Below are 21,029 nucleotides of genomic sequence, written 5' to 3'. Positions count from 1 at the left end.
CACCCGAGAGACTCTCTCAGGCTTTCCTCCGGGCGCTTCCCTTCGGTCTTGCGTTTCCGACTCTATCAGATCCTTTTCCGATCCGATTTCCTCGGCGCTTTCCAGGTTCCCGCTTCCGCGTTTCCCTTTCCGGCGGTTCCGACTCTATCAGATCCTTTCGGGCCCTGATTCCCCGTCAGAGGGGGTTGTCTTCCCGGCTGTTGGGCCGTTCCGACGGAGTGAGACTTTAGCGGATTCCCGGCTCCCGAGCTAATCGGGGGCCGCGTCCTTTCGGACGTGGATTCCTCATTCCGTGAATACGCGCACCACGACACGACGACGTCAGATCGACTGGCCGTCGAAGGCTGGTGGGTACTTGCGGGATGGCTGTCCGGGGACCGACCGGGGTCGGCGCTCACGTCGGACAACTCGGAGAACAGTACGTACCGGGAGCGGGCGTGTCAACTCTGGGTCGGGACCGGCTTCGCGGGCGTACGCTGGCTGGCGTGATGACGCGTACGTACGACCAGTTCTGGTGGGCCGCCTGACGGCGGCCGCGCTCACGTACGCAACTGACGGCCGCCGCCTCGGCGGCCGTTCTCGTATCTCCCTCCAGGAGGGGCGGCCGGCGGGCAGCGGCGGTCCTGACCAGGAGGTGGAGAGATGACACGGGTCTTCAGCGGGGTCAAGCCGACCGGGCATCTGACGCTGGGGAACTATCTGGGCGCGCTGCGGCAGTGGGCCGCGGTCGACCAGCACCGGGCCGACGCGCTGTTCTGCGTGGTGGACCTGCACGCGCTGACCGTGGACCACGATCCGGCGCGGGTTCGCAGGCTGAGCCGGCAGGCGGCGTCGCTGCTGCTGGCGGCGGGGCTGAATCCGGAACTGTGCACCGTCTTCGTACAGAGCCACGTCGATGAGCACGCCCGGCTGTCGTACCTGCTGGAGTGCGTGGCGACCGACGGTGAGATGCGGCGGATGATCCAGTACAAGGAGAAGGCGGCGCGGGAGCGGTTGCGGGGCGGGAGCGTGCGGCTGTCGCTGCTGACGTATCCCGTGCTGATGGCGGCGGACATCCTGGCGTACGGGACCGACGAGGTGCCGGTGGGGGACGACCAGGTGCAGCACGTGGAGCTGGCCCGGGACCTGGCCGTGCGGTTCAACCAGCGGTACGGGCACACGTTCGTGGTGCCGCGGGCCACGTTCCCGGCCGTCGCGGCGCGGGTGATGAACCTCCAGGACCCGCTGTCGAAGATGGGCAAGAGCGAGGACGTCGGGCCGGGGATCGTCTATCTGCTCGACGAGCCGGACGTGGTGCGGAAGAAGGTCATGCGGGCCGTCACCGACAGCGGGCGGGAGGTCGTGTACGACCGGGAGGCCCGGCCGGGGCTCGCCAACCTGCTGGAGATCCTCGCCGCGTGCACGGGCGGGAACCCCGAGGACCTGAGCGGTGTGTACGAGTCGTACGGCGCTCTGAAACGGGACACCGCGGAGGCGGTGGTCGAGGTGTTGCGGCCCGTGCGGGAGAGGCACCGGGAGTTGTGCGCGGACCCTGGCTACGTGGAGGGGGTGCTGCGGGACGGCGCGCAGCGGGCGCTGGCGATGGCGCGGCCGACCGTGGACGCCGCTTACCGGGCGATCGGGCTGCTTCCGGCTTCGTCCGATACGGAGGGGCCGGACACCCCTGGCGCGGGGGCGGCGCTGGACACGGCCCGGTAGCTGCGCGGCGGGGGCGGGGAGGCCCGCCCCCGTGGGGCAGTCGTCAGTTGTTGCCGGAGGCCAGTTCGCGGCTGCGGTCGCGGGCGGCTTCCAGGGCGGCGATGAGGGCGGCCCGTACGCCGTGGTTCTCCAGTTCGCGGATGGCGTTGATGGTCGTGCCCGCGGGAGAGGTGACGTTCTCGCGGAGCTTGACCGGGTGCTCGCCGCTGTCGCGGAGCATGGTGGCGGCGCCGATCGCGGACTGGACGATCAGCTCATGGGCCTTGTCGCGGGGCAGGCCGAGGAGGATGCCGGCGTCGGTCATGGCCTCGACCAGGTAGAAGAAGTACGCCGGGCCGGAGCCGGAGAGGGCGGTGCAGGCGTCCTGCTGGGACTCGGGGACGCGGAGGGTCTTGCCGACGGCGCCGAAGATCTCCTCGGCGTGCGCGAGGTGGTCGGCGGTGGCGTGGGTGCCGGCGGAGATGACGGACATGGCCTCGTCGACGAGGGCGGGGGTGTTCGTCATGACGCGGACGACCGGGGTACCGGAGGCGAGGCGCTCCTCGAAGAACGAGGTGGGGATGCCTGCCGCGCCGCTGATGACCAGGCGGTCGGCGGGGACGTGGGGGGCGAGTTCGTCCAGGAGGGTGCCCATGTCCTGCGGCTTGACCGTGAGGATCAGGGTGTCGGCGGTCTTGGCGGCCTCGGCGTTGGTGACGGGGGTGACTCCGTGGCGGGCGTGGAGTTCCGCGGCCCGTTCCGGCCGGCGGGCGGTGACCAGGAGGTCGGCCGGGGCCCAGCCCGCTCGGATCACTCCGCTGAGCAGGGCTTCGCCGATCTTGCCGGTGCCGAGGACTGCGACTTTCTGGGTCATGGCTGCGGGTGACCTCCGGGGTAGTGCGTCGTCCCGGCTCATCCTCGCACCGGGGGCGCCGGGGCGGCGGGGGTGTCCGGTGGGCGGGACGTCGGGCCGGTCCCGAGCGGTGCCCGCCGCTTACGGGCGGCGGCGTTTCTTCGGGTTGCCCGAGCGGCGGGTGGCGCGCTTCTCGTGGCGGGCGCGGGCCGCTTCGTACTCGGTGCGGTGGAGTTTCTCGCCGGGGGCCTCGACGAGGCAGCGGAAGGCGTAGGCGAGGAGGGAGCCGATGAAGCCGATGGTCAGCAGGCCGCGCAGGGACGCCTGGCGGTCGGGGTCGGGGCGGCTGCTGAAGCCGGCCCAGGTGTGGCGGAAGGCCAGCGCGCTGCACACGGCGAACATCACGACGACGAGCAGCGTGACGAAGCTGCCGATGTCCGCGATCCGGAGCCCCTGGTAGGCGAGGCGCAGGACCAGGCAGGCGGCGGCCGCCGCGACGAGCGAGCCGACGGCGAGGGCGACGCGGCGGGCGGTGTAGCCGTGGTCGTGGTCGACCCAGCTCGTGCCGAAGAACCGGATCGGTTCGGGGCGGGGACCGGTGGGGGGCGTGGAGCCCGCGGGGGTCTCCGGGGTGCCGTTCTCTGCGCTCACGCTTCGATTATGGCGCCGGAGGGGCCGCGGGCCCCGGCGGGGATCAGGCGCAGCGCGAGGCGACGTAGCCGTCGCTGCCGGTCTGGACGTAGGCGTCGGAGACGTACTCGCCGTTGCCCACGTTGTCCCAGATGCTGCTGGTGCCGTACGGGCCGGAGACCGAGGTGCCCGGTCGCTGGCAGTAGATCGGCACCCGGGCGTCCTCGGGCAGGACCCGGACGACGCTGTAGCTGGTGCCCGGCCCCCGCCGGACGTTCAGCCGGACGCCCGGGGCGACCGAGTAGTAGCGGACGGTCGCGGCCGTGGTGGTGACGGCTTCCTCCGGGCCGCTTCCCACTGTTTCCACACGCTCGACAGTCATGACAGAACCTCCCCCGTTCACACCCCATGGCTGCCATGGGGTGGTGGTGATTCCCCTGAGACGCAGGGCGAAACAGGAGTTCGTATCTCGCACGCGGAGGCTAGCAAGCCGCCTCGGTCTCGTACGAGTCTTCGACTAGGCTCCGTGCGTCGCGCGGACGAACGCACGGGGGTGGTCCAGTGGCGCCACAGCGGAATGCCGGAGCAGACATGGAAGCGGAACTTCCGGAGTACGCCGGTCACTATCGGCTGGAATCCTGTCTCGGGTCGGGTGGCATGGGGGTCGTGCACCTGGCCCGCAGTACGTCCGGGATGCGGCTGGCGGTGAAGGTGGTGCACGCCGAGTTCGCCAGGGACCCGGAGTTCAGGGGGCGCTTCCGGCAGGAGGTGGCGGCGGCGCGGCGGGTCAGCGGTGCCTTCACCGCGCCGGTCGTGGACGCCGACCCGGACGCCGGGCGGCCCTGGATGGCCACGACGTTCATCGCCGGTCCGACCCTCGCCGAGCAGGTGAAGCGGAACGGGCCGCTGGACACCGGGCAGTTGCGCCGGCTGATGGCGGGGCTGGCGGAGGCGCTCCGGGACATCCACCGGGTCGGGGTCGTGCACCGGGATCTCAAGCCCAGCAACGTGCTGCTCGCCGAGGACGGCCCGAAGGTCATCGACTTCGGGATCTCGCGGCCGGCGGACAGTGAACTGCGTACCGAGACCGGCAAGTTGATCGGTACGCCGCCGTTCATGGCGCCCGAGCAGTTCCGGCGGCCCCGGGAGGTCGGGCCGGCGGCCGATGTCTTCGCGCTCGGGTCGGTGACGGTGCACGCGGCGACCGGGCGGGGGCCGTTCGACTCCGACAGTCCGTATGTCGTCGCGTACCAGGTCGTGCACGACGAACCCGATCTGACCGGCGTACCGGAGCCGTTGGCCGGGCTGGTGCGGCGGTGTCTGGCGAAGGCGCCGGAGGATCGGCCGACGCCGGACGAGCTGATGCGGGAGCTGCGGTCGGTGGCGGCCTCGTACGACACGCAGGCGTTCATACCGGCGCAGCGGGCGGGCGGGGCGCCGGTGGGACGGGAGGCGCGGGAGGCCGACGGGGGCGGGGAGTCGTGGGCGGGTCCGGAGCCGGTTTTCGAGCCCGACCCGCGCCCGGCCGCCGGCCCGCACCGGTCGTCCGCGCCGTGGTCGGCACCGGACCCGCAGCCCGAGCCCGCCGTCGCGTCCCGGCCGGGGAGGGGTCCCGGCAGGCGGGTCCGGCTCGCGGCCGGTGCGCTCGGGCTGGCCGTCTGTGCGGCGCTGGTCTCCTTCACGGCGTTCGGCGGTGAGGGCGAGGCCCCGCGGAAGGCGTCCTCGGGTGGGGTGCCGGGCCCGTGGACGGCGCGGCCGGTGTCCGCACGCGGGGGCGTACCGCAGTGCGCCCACGGCGCGCGGGCGCTGCTGTGCGCCCAGCCCGGTGTGGTGTTCGCCCTGGACCCCGCCGACGGCGAGCTGCGGTGGCGGCGTTCGGTCGCCACCGACTCGGTCGGCGGCCCGCCCGTGCTCTCCGGCGGTCTCGTGCAGCCCTTCCCGGACGGCGGGCCGCGCCTGGAGGGCCGCTCCCCCGCGACCGGCGAACGGGTCTGGGAGCGGGGCGGGTCCGGGTCCCGGTCGATCCGGTACGCCGGTGACACGCTGCTGCTGGTCGGTGCGGACGGCACGGTGACCGGCGTCGACAGCGCCTCGGGCCGGACCGCGTGGACGAAGTCCGCCGCGGTGCCCGTCGACGCGGCCCTCGACTCCTTCCCCGGCGATCCGCTGGCCTACGCGACCGCCCCCGCGCCGGACGGGTCCGGCACCCGGGTCACCGCCCTGGACCCGGGGACGGGCGAGGTGCGCTGGAGCGCCCGGCTGGCGGGGACGCTGCGGCCCGTCGGCGCCGGTAAGGGTTCGGTGGACTTCCTCGCGGTCGACGGGCCGGAGAGCCGTGCCGTCGCCGTGGTCCGTTACACGCCGGGGACCCGTACGACGAGCCGGGTGGAGCTGTCCGTGCCCCGCCCGGACGTCCGGGCCTCCGTGCGCGGGGACGTGGCGTACCTGCTGGCGGCGGACGGGGCGTTGCAGGCGGTGGACCTGGACGCCCGTGCGGAGCTGTGGCATCTGGAGACGTCCGTGCCGCACGGCTCGGCGCCCGCCGCCGACGCCCGCCATGTGTACGTCACCGCTCCCGACGGCCGGCTGCTCGCCGTGGACGCCCGGGACGGCCGTCTGGTGGGCCAGACCCCGGCGCGGCTCGGCCCGGACGCCGGCGAGGTGGCCGCCGCGCTGCCCTCGCCGGTCGCCGTCGGCGGCCTGGTGTACGCCGGCGCCCCCGACGGCACGGTCTTCGCCGTGGCCGGAGGCGACCCGGCCGCCTGGTAGGACACGCGCCCCGGCCGCCTGGTAGGACACACGATCCGGCCGCTTGATGGGACGTACGCGCCGAGCCCTCGTCCGTACGCGCATCGGGGCCGTTCCCGTCCGTACGGGAACGGCCCCGAAGGGGCGGGCGTGGGTCAGCCGAGCTTGCTGACGTCCCGGACCGCGCCCTTGTCGGCGCTGGTGGCCATCGCGGCGTAGGCGCGCAGGGCGGCGGAGACCTTGCGGTCGCGGTTCTTCGGCGCGTACACGCCGTTCAGGGCCTGCTCGCGGCGGGCGAGTTCGGCGTCGTCGACGAGCAGTTCGATGGTGCGGGCGGGGATGTCGATGCGGATGCGGTCGCCGTCCTCGACCAGGGCGATGGTGCCGCCGGAGGCCGCCTCGGGGCTGGCGTGGCCGATGGACAGGCCGGAGGTGCCGCCGGAGAAGCGGCCGTCGGTGACCAGCGCGCACGCCTTGCCCAGCCCGCGGCCCTTGAGGTACGAGGTCGGGTAGAGCATCTCCTGCATACCGGGGCCGCCCTTGGGGCCCTCGTAGCGGATGACGACGACGTCGCCCTCCTTGACCTGCTGGGTGAGGATCTTCTCCACGGCCTGCTCCTGCGACTCGCAGACCACCGCGGGGCCCTCGAAGGTCCAGATCGACTCGTCGACACCGGCCGTCTTCACCACGCAGCCGTCGACGGCGAGGTTGCCGCGCAGCACCGCGAGGCCGCCGTCCTGGGAGTAGGCGTGCTCGGCGGAGCGGATGCAGCCGCCCTCGGCGTCCTCGTCGAGGGTGTCCCAGCGCTCGGACTGGGAGAACGCCTCGGCGGAGCGGACGCAGCCGGGCGCCGCGTGCCACAGCTCCACGGCCTCCGGCGACGGGGAGCCGCCACGGATGTCCCAGGTCTTGAGCCAGTCGGCCAGCGACGGGCTGTGCACGCAGTGGACGTCCTCGTTGAGCAGGCCGGCCCGGTGCAGCTCGCCCAGCAGGGCGGGGATACCGCCCGCGCGGTGCACGTCCTCCATGTAGTACGTGCGGTTCTTCGCGACGTTGGGGGCGACCTTGGCCAGGCAGGGGACGCGGCGCGAGAGGTCGTCGATCTCGGCGAGGCCGAAGGGGACCTCGGCCTCCTGGGCGGCGGCCAGCAGGTGCAGGATCGTGTTGGTGGAGCCGCCCATGGCGATGTCGAGGGCCATGGCGTTCTGGAAGGCCGCGACGGTGGCGATGGAGCGGGGCAGGACGGTGTCGTCGTCCTGCTCGTAGTAGCGGCGGGTCAGGTCCATGACGGTCTCGGCGGCGCGCACGTAGAGCTGCTTGCGGGCCGTGTGGGTGGCCAGCACCGAGCCGTTGCCGGGGAGGGAGAGGCCGATGGCCTCGGTCAGGCAGTTCATCGAGTTGGCGGTGAACATACCGGAACAGGAGCCGCAGGTCGGACAGGCGTTCTCCTCGATACGGAGGATGTCCTCGTCCGAGATCTTGTCGTTGACGGCCTCGGACATCGCGTCGACCAGGTCGAGGGTGCGGACCGTGCCGTCGACCAGGGTGGCGCGGCCGGACTCCATGGGGCCGCCGGAGACGAAGACCGTCGGGATGTTCAGCCGCAGGGCGGCGTTGAGCATCCCCGGGGTGATCTTGTCGCAGTTGGAGATGCAGATCAGGGCGTCGGCGCGGTGGGCCTCGACCATGTACTCCACGCTGTCCGCGATCAGGTCGCGCGAGGGCAGGGAGTACAGCATGCCGCCGTGGCCCATGGCGATGCCATCGTCGACGGCGATGGTGTTGAACTCGCGCGGGATGCCGCCGGCCGCGGTGACGGCCTCGCTGACGATCCGGCCGACCGGCGCCAGGTGGGTGTGGCCGGGCACGAACTCGGTGAAGCTGTTGGCGACCGCGATGATCGGCTTCCGGCCGATGTCCTCGCCCGGTACACCGGAGGCGCGCATAAGGGCGCGGGCGCCCGCCATGTTGCGGCCGTGGGTGACTGTGCGGGACCTCAGCTCGGGCATCGTCGCTCGCTCCTTCGACAGAGTGCTGCCAGAGAGTACTGACTGCCGTCGAGCGTACGCCCGTCATCCAGGGGTCGGGACACGGTGTCCGGAATGCGGGACGCGGATCTCGCGCGCCGACGCCACTTGTTCCTCGGCGGTGCGTCAGTCGGACCCGGCGCAGCCGGTCACCCGCGCGGGACCTTCGCCGCCGCGGAGGCCAGGTGCAGGCGGGTGAAGGCCAGCGCCTCGGCGAGGTCGGCCTCCCGCTCGGCGCCGGACATCGCGCGGCGGGTGTTGACCTCGATGACGACATGGCCGTCGAAGCCGGTCCGCGCCAGGCGTTCCAGCAGCTCGGCGCAGGGCTGGGTGCCGCGGCCGGGGACCAGGTGCTCGTCCTTGGCGGAGCCCTTGCCGTCGGCGAGGTGGACGTGGCCCAGGCGGTCGCCCATGCGGTCGACCATGTCGAGGGCGTCGGCGCGGGCGGTGGCGGTGTGGCTGAGGTCGACCGTGAAGTGCCGGTAGTCGTCCCTGGTGACGTCCCAGTCGGGGGCGTAGGCGAGCATCTCGCGGTCGCGGTACCGCCAGGGGTACATGTTCTCGACGGCGAACCGTACGTCCGTCTCGTCGGCCATGCGCCAGACGCCGCTGACGAAGTCCCGCGCGTACTGGCGCTGCCAGCGGAACGGCGGGTGGACCACGACCGTGCTCGCGCCGAGCTTCTCGGCGGCGGCGCGGGCGCGCTGGAGCTTCACCCAGGGGTCGGTGGACCAGACGCGCTGCGTGATGAGCAGGCAGGGGGCGTGCACGGCCAGGATCGGCACCTGGTGGTAGTCGCTGAGTCTGCGCAGGGCGTCGATGTCCTGGCTGACGGGGTCGGTCCAGACCATGACCTCGACGCCGTCGTACCCGAGGCGCCCGGCGATCTCGAAGGCCGTCGCCGTCGACTCCGGGTAGACGGAGGCCGTCGACAGGGCGACCTTCGCATCCGGGTTCCGTACGAGGGGCTCTGCCATGGGGGACAGGTTACGGGGTGCGGTCGGGTGGGTGCGGGGTGCCGGGTGGCCGTTGTGGCCATCGCCATACGCGGGCGCTGCGCCTGGATGCGCGGGCGCTGCCCCCCCGCCCGTGTGGTCCGAGGGCGCTGCGCCCGGCCCGTGTGGTCCGAGGGCGCGCTACCCCTGGCCCATGTGGTCCAGGCGGCGGAGGATCACTCCCTCGCGCAGGGCCCAGGGGCAGATCTCCAGGCTCTCGACGCCGAAGAGGTCCATCGCGGCCTCGGCGACCAGGGCCCCGGCGACGAGCTGGCCCGCGCGGCCCTCGGAGACGCCGGGGAGTTCGGCGCGTTCCGCGGCGGTCATGCCGGCCAGGCGCGGGACCCAGCCCTCCAGGGACTCGCGCTTGAGCTGCCGCTGGACGTAGAGGCCCTCGGCGGAGCGGGCGGCGCCGGCGATACGGGCCAACTGCTTGAACGTCTTCGAGGTGGCGACGACGTGGTCGGGCGGGCCGAGGCGGGTGAACTCGCCGACCGTGCCGGCTATCTCGGCGCGCACATGGCGGCGCAGGGCGCGGACGTCGTCCGGGTGGGGCGGGTCGCCGGGCAGCCGGGCGGCGGTCAGCCGGCCCGCGCCGAGCGGCAGGGAGACGGCGGCGTCGGGTTCCTCGTCGATGCCGTAGGCGATCTCCAGGGAGCCGCCGCCGATGTCGAGGACGAGGAGCCTGCCCGCGGACCAGCCGAACCAGCGGCGGGCGGCGAGGAAGGTGAGCCGGGCCTCCTCCGCGCCGGACAGGACCGTCAGCTCGACACCGGTCTCGGCGCGCACGCGCGTGAGGACGTCGTCGGCGTTGCGGGCCTCGCGCACGGCGGAGGTGGCGAACGGCAGCAGGTTCTGCACGCCCTTGTCCTCGGCGGCCTGGAGCGCCTCCCGTACGACCGTGATCAGGCGGTCGACGCCCTCGGTGCCGATCGCGCCGTCCGCGTCGAGGAGTTGGGCGAGGCGCAGTTCGGCCTTGTGCGAGTGCGCGGGCAGCGGGCGGGCTCCGGGGTGGGCGTCCACCACCAGCAGATGCACCGTGTTCGAACCCACGTCGAGAACACCGAGTCTCATGTGCGGAACGCTACTGCCCGGCGTGGTACGGGGAGCCGGGCCGGTCGACTTACCCTGGACGAGTGCCAAAGACGAAAAAGGCGAAGGACGGAAAGTCGGCCAAGAAGGACAAGCGGGTGAAGAAGGGTGAAATCCCCCTGAATCCCTTGATGGACGACGAGAAGGGGTTCGACTTCGCGCGTGCTTGGGTGGAGTTCCCTGATCCGGCGGACGACGAGCAGGTCTTCCGCTGCGATCTGACCTGGCTGACCTCTCGCTGGAACTGCGTCTTCGGCAGCGGCTGCCAGGGCATCCAGGCGGGCCGCGCGGACGACGGCTGCTGCTCGCTGGGCGCGCACTTCTCCGACGAGGACGACGAGAAGCGGGTCGCCGGGCACGTGGCGCGGCTCACCCCGGACATCTGGCAGCACCATGCCGAGGGCACGGCGAGCGGCTGGGTGTCGGAGGACGAGGAGGGTTCCCGCCAGACCCGCCCGTTCCAGGGGTCGTGCATCTTCCAGAACCGGCCCGGCTTCGCCGGCGGCGCCGGCTGCTCGCTGCACATCCTGGCGCTGCGGGAGGGCCGCGAGCCGCTGGAGACCAAGCCGGACGTGTGCTGGCAGTTGCCGGTCCGGCGGACGTACGAGTGGATCGACCGGCCCGATGACACGCGCGTGCTCCAGGTGTCGATCGGCGAGTACGACCGCCGCGGCTGGGGGCCGGGCGGCCACGACCTGCACTGGTGGTGCACGTCGGCCACCTCGGCGCACGGCGCGGGCGAGCCGGTGTACGTCTCCTACCGGGCCGAGCTGACCGAGCTGATGGGCAAGGCCGGGTACGACCGGCTGGCCGAGCTGTGCGAGGAGCGGCTGGCCGGGCAGCTCCCGCTGCTGGCCCCGCACCCGGCCGACCCCGACCCGGCGGGCGGTCCGACGGGCGGTCCGGCGGCCGATCCGGGCCCGCGGTCGGTCGGACCGGTGGTCGGTTAGGGCCTGCGGCCGGTCGGACCGGTGGTCGGTCGGGGCCGGGCCCCGCGGCCGACCGGGCCGGCGGTCACGGGGTGTCGGGGCTCGGGTCGTCGCTGTCGCCGGGCGGGGGCGAGGAGGCGTCCGGGCCGGTCGGGCCCGGGTCGGCGGGTGTCGGGGCCGGCGGCGGGGCGGTGGGCGTCGGTGTCGCGCTCGGCCGGGGGCCGGGCGGCGTCGAGGTCGCCGGGGCGGCCGGGATCGTCGGGCCGGGGGCGGAGGGCCGCCCGCCGGGGCCGCTGGGACGCGGGCCCGGTCGGGAGGGGCTCGGGGCGGTGCCGTAGCCCTCGATGGAGACGACGGCGCCGACGGGCGCGACGGCCACCCGCGCGCTCCAGTGGCCGGACGGCTCGCGCAGGGGGTCGACGTACACCTTGATCGTGAACGTCTCGCCGGGACCGAGGGTTCCGGAGGAGCGGCTGAGGTAGAGCCAGGGGGCGCCGGTCGACACCGACCAGCGGACCGGGGAGCGGCCCGTCGAGGTCAGGGTGATCAGCGTGGTGTCGCCGCGGTGACCGGCGGCGACCTCCAGGTGCCCGGCGCGCTTGCGGCCGGCGCCGCCGGTACCGAGGACCTCGACGGAGACGTCGGGCCGGCCCTGCCGGCCGAAGCGGCCGCCGGGGGCGGTGCCGGAGGTGCCCGTGTTCTCGTAGCCGTGCGAGCCCTCGCCGTCCTCGTCATGGGTCTCGCTGGCGCTGCTCGCCCGGCCGTCCTCGGCCTCGTCGGCCGGGGTGCCTCGGTACGCCGCCCACAGGGCGAACACGGGGGCCGCCACCACGGTGGCGACGACGGTGGTGGTGACGGCACGTGCGCGCAGCTTGTCCCGGCGGGCGGCACGGTCCTTGGGGTCCATCGGGAAACCGCGCCGGTCGAAGCGCGGGGTGGCGCCACGCGGGCGTGGCGGGTGCGCCAGGGCGAGCCGCAGCGCCACGTGGGGCGCCTCCAGGACGGGCAGCTCGGCGGGCGTGACGCTGGTGCCGGGCCAGCGGCCGGGGATCGCGCGCTCGGCGGTGCGGCGGCAGCGCGGGCAGTCGTCGACGTGCCGGACCAGCTCGCGGCGCAGGGCGGCGCTCAGCACCAGGCGGTCGCCGCCGGTGAGCCGGGCGGCGCCCGGACAGGTGCCGGTCTCCACGACGGCGAGGGCCGCGCGGGTGCGCTCGACCTCGCAGGCGGCGGAGGCGAGCAGCTCCCGCGCGGCGACCGGGTCCAGGCCGAGGACGGCGGCGACCTCGTGGGCGGCCAGGTGGTGGCGGACGGCGAGTTCGAGGGCCTCGCGCTGCTCCGGGGTGGTGCCGGCCGCCTCCGGCCAGGCGAGCAGGGCCAGTTCGCGGCGGCGCCGCTCCAGGACCTCGGCGGGCGGGGCCGGGTCGTCGGGCCGGGGGCCGGCGGCGGGGCGGCCCGCCGCGTGGCCGCCCCGGCGTTTCCGCTTGCCCTCGGCCAGCTTGCGCAGGCAGGCCCAGCGGGCCAGGGCGTACAGCCAGGCCCGGAGATCGCCGGGGTTCTCCGGGGAGCGGTGGCCGCGGCGCTCGGCGAGCGCGAGGGCGTCGCCCAGGGCGGCGGTCGCGGTGTCGTGGTCGCACAGCACGGACAGGCAGTAGGTGAACAGGCCGTCCAGGTACGGCTCGTAGCGTGCGAGCGGTCGCCGCGCCACCGTGCGCGCCGCGGCACGGTCACGCGCTTCCCGGTGCGCCCGGTGGGCGCCGGTCGTGCGGGTCGTGGTCTGCGGGCTGCTGCTCATTCCGGTGACCGTAGGCGGCTATGGGTGGCGCGACCTGGCGCACAGCCCACTTTTAATCCGTACGGGTGAAACGATCCCTCAATAGGGGACACGAACCACTTGATCCACATGTGTACGGGTCGGCATTACATGGCGGATGGCCGGGAGCGGCGGGCGGATGGCCGGTACGGGACCGTGGCGCGGCGGGCCGCCGGTGGGGGCGGTGTCAGTGGGTGCGGTTACGGTTTCCCGCATGGCTGCCCGTACGAAGACCACCAAGGACCGTCCGTCCTACCGCTGCACCGAGTGCGGCTGGCAGACGGCCAAGTGGCTCGGCCGCTGCCCCGAGTGCCAGGCCTGGGGCACGATCGAGGAGTACGGCGCCCCCGCGGTCCGTACGACGGCCCCGGGGCGGGTCACCACCTCCGCCGTGCCCATCGGCCAGGTCGACGGCCGGCAGGCCACCGCCCGCTCCACCGGCGTGCCCGAGCTCGACCGGGTGCTCGGCGGCGGACTGGTGCCCGGCGCGGTGGTGCTGCTCGCGGGCGAGCCCGGCGTCGGCAAGTCCACGCTGCTGCTGGACGTGGCCGCCAAGTCGGCGAGCGAGGAGCACCGCACCCTGTACGTCACGGGTGAGGAGTCGGCGAGCCAGGTCCGGCTGCGCGCCGACCGGATCGGCGCCCTCCACGACCAGTTGTATCTGGCCGCCGAGACCGACCTCGCCGCCGTGCTGGGCCACTTGGACGCGGTGAAGCCGTCCCTGCTGATCCTGGACTCCGTGCAGACGGTCGCCTCTCCGGAGATCGACGGCGCCCCCGGCGGCATGGCCCAGGTCCGGGAGGTCGCCGGCGCGCTCATCCGCGCCTCCAAGGAGCGCGGCATGTCCACCCTCCTGGTGGGCCATGTCACCAAGGACGGCGCCATCGCCGGCCCCCGCCTGCTGGAGCACCTGGTGGACGTCGTCCTGTCCTTCGAGGGCGACCGGCACGCGCGCCTGCGCCTGGTCCGCGGCGTCAAGAACCGCTACGGCGCCACCGACGAGGTCGGCTGCTTCGAGCTGCACGACGAGGGCATCACCGGTCTCGCCGACCCCAGCGGCCTCTTCCTCACCCGCCGGGCCGAGCCGGTCCCCGGCACGTGTCTCACCGTCACCCTGGAGGGCCGCCGCCCGCTGGTGGCCGAGGTGCAGGCGCTCACCGTCGACTCCCAGATCCCCTCCCCCAGGCGCACCACGTCCGGTCTGGAGACGTCCCGGGTGTCGATGATGCTGGCCGTCCTGGAGCAGCGCGGCCGCATCAGCGCCCTGGGCAAGCGGGACATCTACTCCGCGACGGTCGGCGGGGTGAAGCTCTCCGAGCCCGCCGCCGACCTGGCCGTCGCCCTGGCGCTGGCGAGCGCGGCCAGCGACACCCCGCTGCCGAAGAACCTGGTCGCGATCGGCGAAGTGGGGCTCGCGGGCGAGGTGAGACGGGTCACGGGAGTGCAGCGCAGGCTCTCCGAGGCCCACCGTCTGGGCTTCACGCACGCCCTGGTACCGGGCGATCCGGGCAAGGTACCGGCCGGTATGAAGGTCCTCGAAGTGGCGGACATAGGGGACGCTCTGCGGGTCCTTCCGCGATCCCGTCGGCGAGAGGCCCCCCGGGAGGCGGAGCAGCGCCGGTAGACTTTGCCCTGGTCTCGCCCGTCCGTACGAACCGAGTGCGCGAAACGGGGGCGCCCAAGAACCTGCGACCGGAGGAGTGCAGTGGCAGCCAACGACCGGGCAGCAGCTCCCGGAAAGTCCGGTGGGAGTGCCGGTTCCGATGGCCTGATGCGCGCCTCGCTGAGTGCCGTGGCACCCGGCACCGCCCTGCGCGACGGCCTGGAGCGGGTGCTCCGGGGCAACACCGGCGGTCTGATCGTGCTGGGCTCCGACAAGACCGTCGAGACGATGTGCACGGGCGGTTTCGTGCTGGACGTCGAGTTCACCGCGACCCGGCTGCGCGAGCTGTGCAAGCTCGACGGCGGCATCGTGCTCTCCTCGGACCTGTCGAAGATCCTGCGCGCGGGCGTGCAGTTCGTGCCCGACGCGACGATCCCCACGGAGGAGACCGGCACCCGGCACCGCACCGCGGACCGGGTCAGCAAGCAGGTCGGCTTCCCCGTGGTCTCCGTCTCCCAGTCCATGCGGCTGATCGCCCTCTACGTCGACGGGCAGCGCCGCGTCCTGGAGGACTCGGCGGCGATCCTGTCCCGCGCCAACCAGGCCCTGGCCACCCTGGAGCGGTACAAGCTCCGTCTCGACGAGGTCGCGGGCACGCTCTCCGCGCTGGAGATCGAGGACCTGGTGACCGTCCGGGACGTCTCGGCGGTCGCACAGCGCCTGGAGATGGTGCGCCGGATCGCCACCGAGATCGCCGAGTACGTGGTGGAGCTGGGCACCGACGGGCGGCTGCTGGCGCTCCAGTTGGACGAGCTGATCGCCGGGGTGGAGCCCGAGCGGGAACTGGTGGTGCGGGACTACGTGCCCGAGCCGACCGCCAAGCGGTCCCGCACGGTGGAGGAGGCGCTGGCCGAGCTGGACAAGCTCAGCCACGCGGAGCTGCTCGAACTGGCCACGGTGGCGCGGGCGCTGGGGTACACGGGCTCGCCCGAGACGCTGGACTCGGCGGTGTCGCCGCGCGGCTTCCGGCTGCTGGCCAAGGTGCCGAGGCTGCCGGGCGCGATCATCGACCGGCTGGTGGAGCACTTCGGCGGGCTGCAGAAGCTGCTGGCCGCCAGCGTCGACGACCTCCAGACGGTGGACGGCGTCGGCGAGGCCCGCGCCCGCAGCGTCCGCGAGGGCCTGTCACGCCTGGCGGAGAGTTCCATCCTGGAGCGTTACGTCTGAGCCGGCCCGGCCCCCGGCGGTGGGGGCCTGGCTCAGTCCTTCTCCAGTACGAACGACGTCTGTACCTTCGCGAACCCCGGAGCCTTCGCCTCCACCAGATACGTCCCCGCCTTGGCCGACCCCGCCGGCGGCGTGCCGCACTCGGGGGCGCTCGGCTTGCGGTCCCACTTCACCGGGTAGGTGATGCCGCTGCCCGCGGCGACCCGGTACAGCAGACTCCCGGGGCCCTTCGGGCAGTCGGCGGAGGACCAGTACGCGTCGTCGCCGTCCGCCGGAGTGATCGTCACCTTGGCGCTCCTGGGCCCGAGATCGACCTTGCAGTCGCTGCCGGAGGTGTTGCGGGCGGTGAGTTCGAAGGTGGGCGTCCGGCCGGGCTCGTAGCTGTTGCGGACGCTGCGCAGGCTCAACCGGACCGCGCCGGCCGTGCAGTCGGGCAGGCTCGACCCGGCCGGCAGCGCGTCGCCCGCGCCGACCCCGGTCGTCGAACCGCCCCCGGCACCGCCGCCCGTACCGCCGCCGCTGCCGCCGCTCCCGGCCGAACCCCCGGCCCCCGCCCCGGAGTCCGAGCCGGAGCCGGCACCGGAACCGTTCCCGCCGCCGTTCCCGCTTCCGCCGGTACCCTCGTCGCCCGACTCCCCGCGTCCGCCCGGCGCCTGGCTGATCGCCGGACCGGAACCGGAGGGACCCGGGGTGATCGAGGGCGCGGGATTCCTGCCGTTGGCGCCGTCGTCATGACCGTTGCCGCCGCCACCGCCGCCCGAGGTCACGATCCACGTGATCAGCAGCGCCAACACGACGATCACAGACAGCAGTACGACCCTCCGTCGCCAGTAGATGGAGGAGGGAAGCGGCCCGACCGGATTGCGCAGAGATCCCACGGCGCAAACTGTACGAGAGATCGGTCCGTTCGCTTGCGCCACCCGCCGTTCGGGTCATCAACTTTTCCGGATCATCATTTCGGAGACCGTCCCCGCCCCCCTGACTTTCGTCAGGTGCCGCACCTGACGATCGCAGGATGTGACCGTATCGGCGTGCCGCCTACCGTCCGTGACCATGGACTTCCAGGACCGATGGCTCTATCTCGACATCACCGGGCAGGCCCGCGACGCGCCCGGGTGGCTGCGGCACACGGCGGAGGCATGGACGGAGGGCGGACTGCTGCTGTTCGGCGTCCTGTTCGTCACCGCGTGGTGGCGCACGCGCCGCGGCGACCCCCGCGCGTTCGCGATCGCGGCGCTTGCACCCGTGGCCACGGCCGTGGCGTACGTGTGCAGTGAACTGCTGAAGTCGGTGATCACGGAGGAGCGTCCGTGCCGGGCGGTCGCCGGAGCGGCGCGGTCCCTGGCCGAGTGCCCGCCGCACGGCGACTGGTCCTTCCCCAGCAACCACGCCACCATCGCGGGCGCCGCCGCGCTCTCCCTCGCCCTGGTCCGGCGGGCGGTCCTCTGGCTGACCGCGCCGCTCGCCCTGCTGATGGCGTACTCCCGCGTCTTCGTCGGCGTGCACTACCCGCACGATGTGGCCGCCGGGCTGCTGCTCGGCGCGCTCGTCGCCGTGCTCGTCGTACGGCTGGGCACGGGTGCGTCGACACGGCTGACGGTGGCGGTGCGGGGGTCGTCGGCGCCCGTGGCACGGTGGCTGACCGGACCGGGACCGGACACCGCGCCGGGGCGCGCTCCGGCGTACCAGGTGCACCCGCGCCCCTGAGAGGCCCCGCGTCCGCGGCGTGATCCGGACGGCGGAACCTAGGGCACCAGCCCGGCCTCGTAGGCGACGATCGCGGCCTGCACGCGGTTGCGTACCTCCAGACGGTCCAGGACCGCGCTGACGTACGCCTTCACCGTGCCCTCGACGAGATGCAGGCGGGCCGCGATCTCCGGGTTGGACAGGCCGGCGCCGACCAGGCCGAGCACCTCGCGTTCGCGGGGGGTCAGCCGCGCCACGCGGGTGCGGGCGTGGGCCTCGCGGGCGGGCCGGCCGCCGCCCGCGCGGCCGAGGTCCTCGATGACGTACCGGGCGACCTTCGGCGACAGGAAGGCGGCGCCGCCCGCCACCGCCCGGACGCCCGCGATGAGTTCGTACGGATCGCCGGACTTCAGCAGGAAGCCGGTGGCGCCGCCGGCCAGGGCGCGGTCGACGTAGGACTGTTCGGAGAAGGTGGTCAGCATGGCGACCGCCGTGCCGGGGACGGCGCGGACGATCTCCTCGGCCGCGGCGAGCCCGTCCAGGCGGGGCATGCGGATGTCGAGCAGGGCGACGTCCGGGCGGTGCGCGCGGGCCAGTTCGACCGCCTCGCGGCCGTCGCCCGCCTCGGCGACGACCTCGCACTCGCCGCCGCCGGCGCTCGTCAGGATGGCGCGCACCCCGGCCCGTACCATCGCCTCGTCGTCGGCCAGCAGGACCCGGATCACCTGGACAACTCCTCGTATTCCTCGCGGCCTTCGCCGGCCGGTCCGGCGCGGGGGACCACGTCCTTGGCGACCAGGCGGTCCGTGCCGTCGAAGCAGAGCCTGAAGTGGTCGACGGAGACCAGCAGTTCGCCGCTGGCGCGGTAGTAACGGCAGGTGGCGCCCTCGGGGGGCGCGGGGGCGCGCTCGTCCGGGGGGTCGTTGACCGCGCGGTCGGGCAGTACGGGGGTGACGTCGGCGGCGGGGGCGCCCAGGCGCAGGGCCGCGTAGGCGCTGGGGTTGAGCACCGAGTGGGTCTCGGTGTACGCGTACCAGCCGAAGGCGGCGCCGACCAGGACGACGCCCGCGCCGGCGGCGGCGCCGAGGCCGAGGGCGACCCGGCGGCGGGCGTGGGCGAAGGGCGCCGCCGGGGGGCGCCCGGCGGGGGCGGGCGCCTGGCGCGCGGGGACGTACGCCCGGACGCGGAAGCCGTCCCCGCGCGGGCCCGCCTCGAAGTCCCCGCCGACCGCGGTGACGGCGGCCCGCAGGCCGAGCAGTCCGGAACCGCCCGAGGAGGCGGCACCCGCCCCGGTGGCCGGTCCGTTGGTGACGGTGACGGTGCTGCCGTACGGGTGTCCGGTGAGGGCGACGGTCACCGGGGCGCCGGGGGCGTGCCGGACCGCGTTGGTCAGCGCCTCGCGCACGACCCGGTGCAGCAGGCGTTCGGCGACCGTGCCGGGCTCGGGCGGAGCGGGCGGCGACGGTTCCCAGGTGACCGGGAGGCCCGACTCGGCGGCCCGGGAGACGAGTTGCTCGACGCTCTCGCCGGGCGGGGCCAGCGGAACGGGTTCGTCGGCCTCGCGCAGTACGCCGATGATGCGGTGCAGCCTGTCCGTGGCGTCGGCGGCGGCGGCCCGCAGATCGGCCGCGGCGGCGCGGTGGCCGTCGGCCAGTCCGGGGGCGACCTGCAGGGCGCCGGCGCGCAGGGCGATCAGGCTCAGTTCGTGGCCGAGGGAGTCGTGCATGTCCTGGGCGATCCGGGCCCGCTCGCGCAGCCTGGCGCGTTCCTCGGCGTGCCGCTGCTCGTCCTCCAGGCGGGCCGCCCGCAGCCAGCCCGCCTCGGCCAGCGCGCGGCTCTGCCGCCAGTAGCGTCCGCCGAGCCAGGGGAAGACGCAGCCGAACAGCAGCGTGCCGGTCAGCACCAGGAACTCGGGCGCCGGGTCGACGCCGACGGCCACGATCCTGGCCGTGCCCGCGGCGCCGACGGCCGCGAAGCACAGTGCCGCCGGGCGGGCGCGCGGCGCGCGCAGGCCGAGCAGCAGCGCGAGGACGCCGAGCGCCGGGCCGTAGGAGACGCTGAACAGGGCGGGTGCGGTGGCCACCCCGAGCCCGGCGGTGAGCGCGAACGACAGCAGCGGGCGGCGCCGGGCGAGCGCGACGGACGCGGCCAGCACCAGCAGGCCGGTCAGTTGCTGCCAGGGGGCGCGCGGCTCGTTCAGCCCGATCAGGTCCGCCGTGAGCGCGGGGAGCGCGAGCGCCGCCCAGAGCAGCACGGCACCGACCGGACGCGCCGGTGCCGGTGTCGGTGCCGGTGCCGGTGCCGGACGGGAGTGTTCCATGCCGTCGACGCTACAAGCGGGGGGCAGGGCGGCGCCTCTGCCGATCGTCAGGGGTGAGTGCCCTGCCACCGGGCATGGGAGCGGGTGGCGGCGCGCCCGTGCGGTGGTCCGGAGGTGGGTGCCCACGGGGTGGCGCTACGCCCGTGTGGTGGGCCTGGGGTGCGTACCGGGGCCGCACCGGGTGGCGGTGCGCCCGTGCGGTGGTCCTCCCGTGGCAGGATCGGGAGGTCATGACTGCGCCCACGAAGCCCTCGCACACCGGCCCCGCCACCCCGGCCCCGGGCTGCGGCCCGGACTCCTCCCCGACCGACACCGCCGCCGACCAGGCCGCCGGGCACGCCTCTGCCGCTGCCCCGGGCCCCGCCTCCGCCCCCGCCCCGGCCGCCGGCCGGCCCGCCGACCGCGCAGGCGCGCACGTCGGCGCCCCAGCCGTCCCGCACGTCGGCGCCCCCGCGCCGGAGCGCACCACCGAGCCCGCCCCGGAGCGCACCCCCGAGTCCGCACCGGAGCGCGCCTCCGTCGAGCGCCCCTCGGCCGCCCCCGACGGCACCCCCGACGGCACCGCGCTGCACGCCCCCGTCATCGACTGGTTCGACGAGCACGCCCGGGATCTGCCCTGGCGACGGCCCGAGGCCGGCGCGTGGGGCGTGATGGTCAGCGAGTTCATGCTCCAGCAGACGCCGGTCAGCCGTGTCCTGCCCGTCTACGAGCAGTGGCTGGCCCGCTGGCCGCGCCCCGCCGACCTCGCCAAGGAGGCCCCCGGCGAGGCCGTCCGCGCCTGGGGCCGGCTCGGCTATCCGCGCCGCGCCCTGCGGCTGCACGGCGCCGCCGTCGCCATAGCGGAACGGCACGGCGGCGACGTACCGTCCGACCACGCCCAGTTGCTCGCCCTGCCCGGCATCGGCGAGTACACGGCCGCCGCGGTCGCCTCGTTCGCCTACGGGCGCCGCCACGCCGTACTGGACACCAATGTGCGCCGGGTGTTCGCGCGGGCGGTCACCGGCGTGCAGTACCCGCCGAACGCCACCACCGCCGCCGAGCGCCGGCTCGCCCGCGCGCTGCTGCCCGACGACGAGGCGACCGCCGCGCGCTGGGCCGCCGCCTCGATGGAACTCGGCGCGCTGATCTGCACCGCGCGCAACGAGTCCTGCCACCGCTGCCCGATCGCCGCGCAGTGCGCGTGGCGGCTGGCGGGCAAGCCCGCGCACGACGGCCCGCCGCGCCGCGGCCAGACGTACGCGGGCACCGACCGGCAGGTCCGCGGCCGGCTGCTCGCCGTACTGCGCGAGGCGCACGGCCCGGTGCCGCAGGCCGCCCTGGACCGGGTGTGGCACGAGCCGGTGCAGCGCGCCCGCGCGCTGGACGGCCTGGTCGCCGACGGCCTGGTGGAGCCGCTCGCGGGCGGCCGCTACCGGCTGCCGCTGACCTGACC

General features: G+C 74.3%; 17 protein-coding genes. 7 read left to right on the top strand and 10 right to left on the bottom strand.

Annotated elements, in window-relative coordinates:
- Positions 1-642: 642 nt before the first annotated feature.
- Positions 643-1,698 (top strand): tryptophan--tRNA ligase, encoded by a 1,056-nt coding sequence (gene trpS / locus ACFY32_RS25095; protein WP_390675315.1) that lies wholly within the window; start codon positions 643-645, stop codon positions 1,696-1,698.
- A 43-nt stretch (positions 1,699-1,741) separates the two neighbouring features.
- Here trpS and proC read toward each other — a convergent pair whose 3' ends face one another.
- From proC to ACFY32_RS25080, 3 genes are all read right to left on the bottom strand, one after another.
- The gene (proC, locus tag ACFY32_RS25090; protein ID WP_390675314.1) at positions 1,742-2,551 is read right to left on the bottom strand and encodes a pyrroline-5-carboxylate reductase; all 810 of its coding nucleotides are present in this window, start codon (positions 2,549-2,551) and stop codon (positions 1,742-1,744) included.
- Between the two features lie 120 nt (positions 2,552-2,671).
- Complete coding sequence (locus ACFY32_RS25085) at positions 2,672-3,181, bottom strand: EamA/RhaT family transporter (protein WP_390675313.1); 510 nt, start codon at positions 3,179-3,181, stop codon at positions 2,672-2,674.
- 43 nt (positions 3,182-3,224) lie between these two features.
- On the bottom strand, positions 3,225-3,542 hold the full coding sequence (locus ACFY32_RS25080) for an SH3 domain-containing protein (protein ID WP_390675312.1): 318 nt from the start codon (positions 3,540-3,542) through the stop codon (positions 3,225-3,227).
- Positions 3,543-3,721: 179 nt separating this feature from the next.
- On the opposite strand from ACFY32_RS25080, the gene ACFY32_RS25075 reads away from it, so the two are divergent.
- Positions 3,722-5,929, top strand: a complete 2,208-nt coding sequence (locus ACFY32_RS25075) for a PQQ-binding-like beta-propeller repeat protein (protein ID WP_390675311.1) — start codon at positions 3,722-3,724, stop codon at positions 5,927-5,929.
- A 134-nt stretch (positions 5,930-6,063) separates the two neighbouring features.
- Here ACFY32_RS25075 and ilvD read toward each other — a convergent pair whose 3' ends face one another.
- The 3 genes from ilvD to ACFY32_RS25060 all read right to left on the bottom strand — a co-directional run bounded on the left by ilvD (position 6,064) and on the right by ACFY32_RS25060 (position 10,004).
- Positions 6,064-7,917, bottom strand: a complete 1,854-nt coding sequence (gene ilvD, locus ACFY32_RS25070) for a dihydroxy-acid dehydratase (RefSeq protein WP_359200299.1) — start codon at positions 7,915-7,917, stop codon at positions 6,064-6,066.
- A gap of 167 nt (positions 7,918-8,084) precedes the next feature.
- A complete protein-coding gene (locus tag ACFY32_RS25065) occupies positions 8,085-8,912 on the bottom strand; it encodes a sugar phosphate isomerase/epimerase (protein ID WP_359200301.1) in 828 nt (275 codons plus the stop codon).
- Between the two features lie 159 nt (positions 8,913-9,071).
- Positions 9,072-10,004 carry a Ppx/GppA phosphatase family protein gene (locus ACFY32_RS25060; protein ID WP_359200303.1) on the bottom strand — a complete coding sequence of 311 codons (933 nt, stop codon included), beginning with the start codon at positions 10,002-10,004 and terminating at the stop codon, positions 9,072-9,074.
- Positions 10,005-10,066: 62 nt separating this feature from the next.
- Between ACFY32_RS25060 and ACFY32_RS25055 the strand changes: the two genes are divergently transcribed.
- Positions 10,067-10,972: a hypothetical protein gene (locus ACFY32_RS25055; RefSeq protein ID WP_390675310.1), complete on the top strand. Its 906-nt coding sequence runs from the start codon at positions 10,067-10,069 to the stop codon at positions 10,970-10,972.
- 64 nt (positions 10,973-11,036) lie between these two features.
- Here the strand turns inward: ACFY32_RS25055 and ACFY32_RS25050 are convergent, their stop codons facing one another.
- Positions 11,037-12,743: a hypothetical protein gene (locus ACFY32_RS25050; RefSeq protein WP_390675309.1), complete on the bottom strand. Its 1,707-nt coding sequence runs from the start codon at positions 12,741-12,743 to the stop codon at positions 11,037-11,039.
- Between the two features lie 232 nt (positions 12,744-12,975).
- On the opposite strand from ACFY32_RS25050, the gene radA reads away from it, so the two are divergent.
- Both radA and disA read left to right on the top strand, forming a co-directional pair.
- Positions 12,976-14,385: a DNA repair protein RadA gene (gene radA / locus ACFY32_RS25045; protein ID WP_390675308.1), complete on the top strand. Its 1,410-nt coding sequence runs from the start codon at positions 12,976-12,978 to the stop codon at positions 14,383-14,385.
- A gap of 81 nt (positions 14,386-14,466) precedes the next feature.
- The gene (gene disA, locus ACFY32_RS25040) at positions 14,467-15,591 is read left to right on the top strand and encodes a DNA integrity scanning diadenylate cyclase DisA (RefSeq protein WP_359200311.1); all 1,125 of its coding nucleotides are present in this window, start codon (positions 14,467-14,469) and stop codon (positions 15,589-15,591) included.
- A 32-nt stretch (positions 15,592-15,623) separates the two neighbouring features.
- Here disA and ACFY32_RS25035 read toward each other — a convergent pair whose 3' ends face one another.
- Positions 15,624-16,469 carry a hypothetical protein gene (locus ACFY32_RS25035; protein ID WP_390675307.1) on the bottom strand — a complete coding sequence of 282 codons (846 nt, stop codon included), beginning with the start codon at positions 16,467-16,469 and terminating at the stop codon, positions 15,624-15,626.
- Between the two features lie 175 nt (positions 16,470-16,644).
- Between ACFY32_RS25035 and ACFY32_RS25030 the strand changes: the two genes are divergently transcribed.
- Positions 16,645-17,298 (top strand): phosphatase PAP2 family protein, encoded by a 654-nt coding sequence (locus ACFY32_RS25030; RefSeq protein ID WP_390675306.1) that lies wholly within the window; start codon positions 16,645-16,647, stop codon positions 17,296-17,298.
- Between the two features lie 38 nt (positions 17,299-17,336).
- On the opposite strand, the gene ACFY32_RS25025 is transcribed toward ACFY32_RS25030, so the two are convergent.
- Both ACFY32_RS25025 and ACFY32_RS25020 read right to left on the bottom strand, forming a co-directional pair.
- Positions 17,337-18,002: a response regulator gene (locus ACFY32_RS25025; protein WP_390675305.1), complete on the bottom strand. Its 666-nt coding sequence runs from the start codon at positions 18,000-18,002 to the stop codon at positions 17,337-17,339.
- Complete coding sequence (locus ACFY32_RS25020) at positions 17,999-19,597, bottom strand: sensor histidine kinase (RefSeq protein WP_390675304.1); 1,599 nt, start codon at positions 19,595-19,597, stop codon at positions 17,999-18,001. Before ACFY32_RS25020 ends, ACFY32_RS25025 begins: the two co-directional genes overlap by 4 nt.
- Before the next feature lie 230 nt (positions 19,598-19,827).
- Here ACFY32_RS25020 and ACFY32_RS25015 point away from each other — a divergent pair, with 230 nt between their 5' ends.
- Positions 19,828-21,027, top strand: coding sequence for an A/G-specific adenine glycosylase (locus tag ACFY32_RS25015; RefSeq protein ID WP_390675303.1), 1,200 nt, complete (start codon positions 19,828-19,830; stop codon positions 21,025-21,027).
- Positions 21,028-21,029: the final 2 nt, after the last annotated feature.

This window comes from Streptomyces sp. NPDC000134 (assembly GCF_042899225.1).
GTDB lineage: Bacteria > Actinomycetota > Actinomycetes > Streptomycetales > Streptomycetaceae > Streptomyces.
Note: the sequence above shows the minus strand (reverse complement) of the source record. Positions and strands in the feature narration are given on the sequence as shown.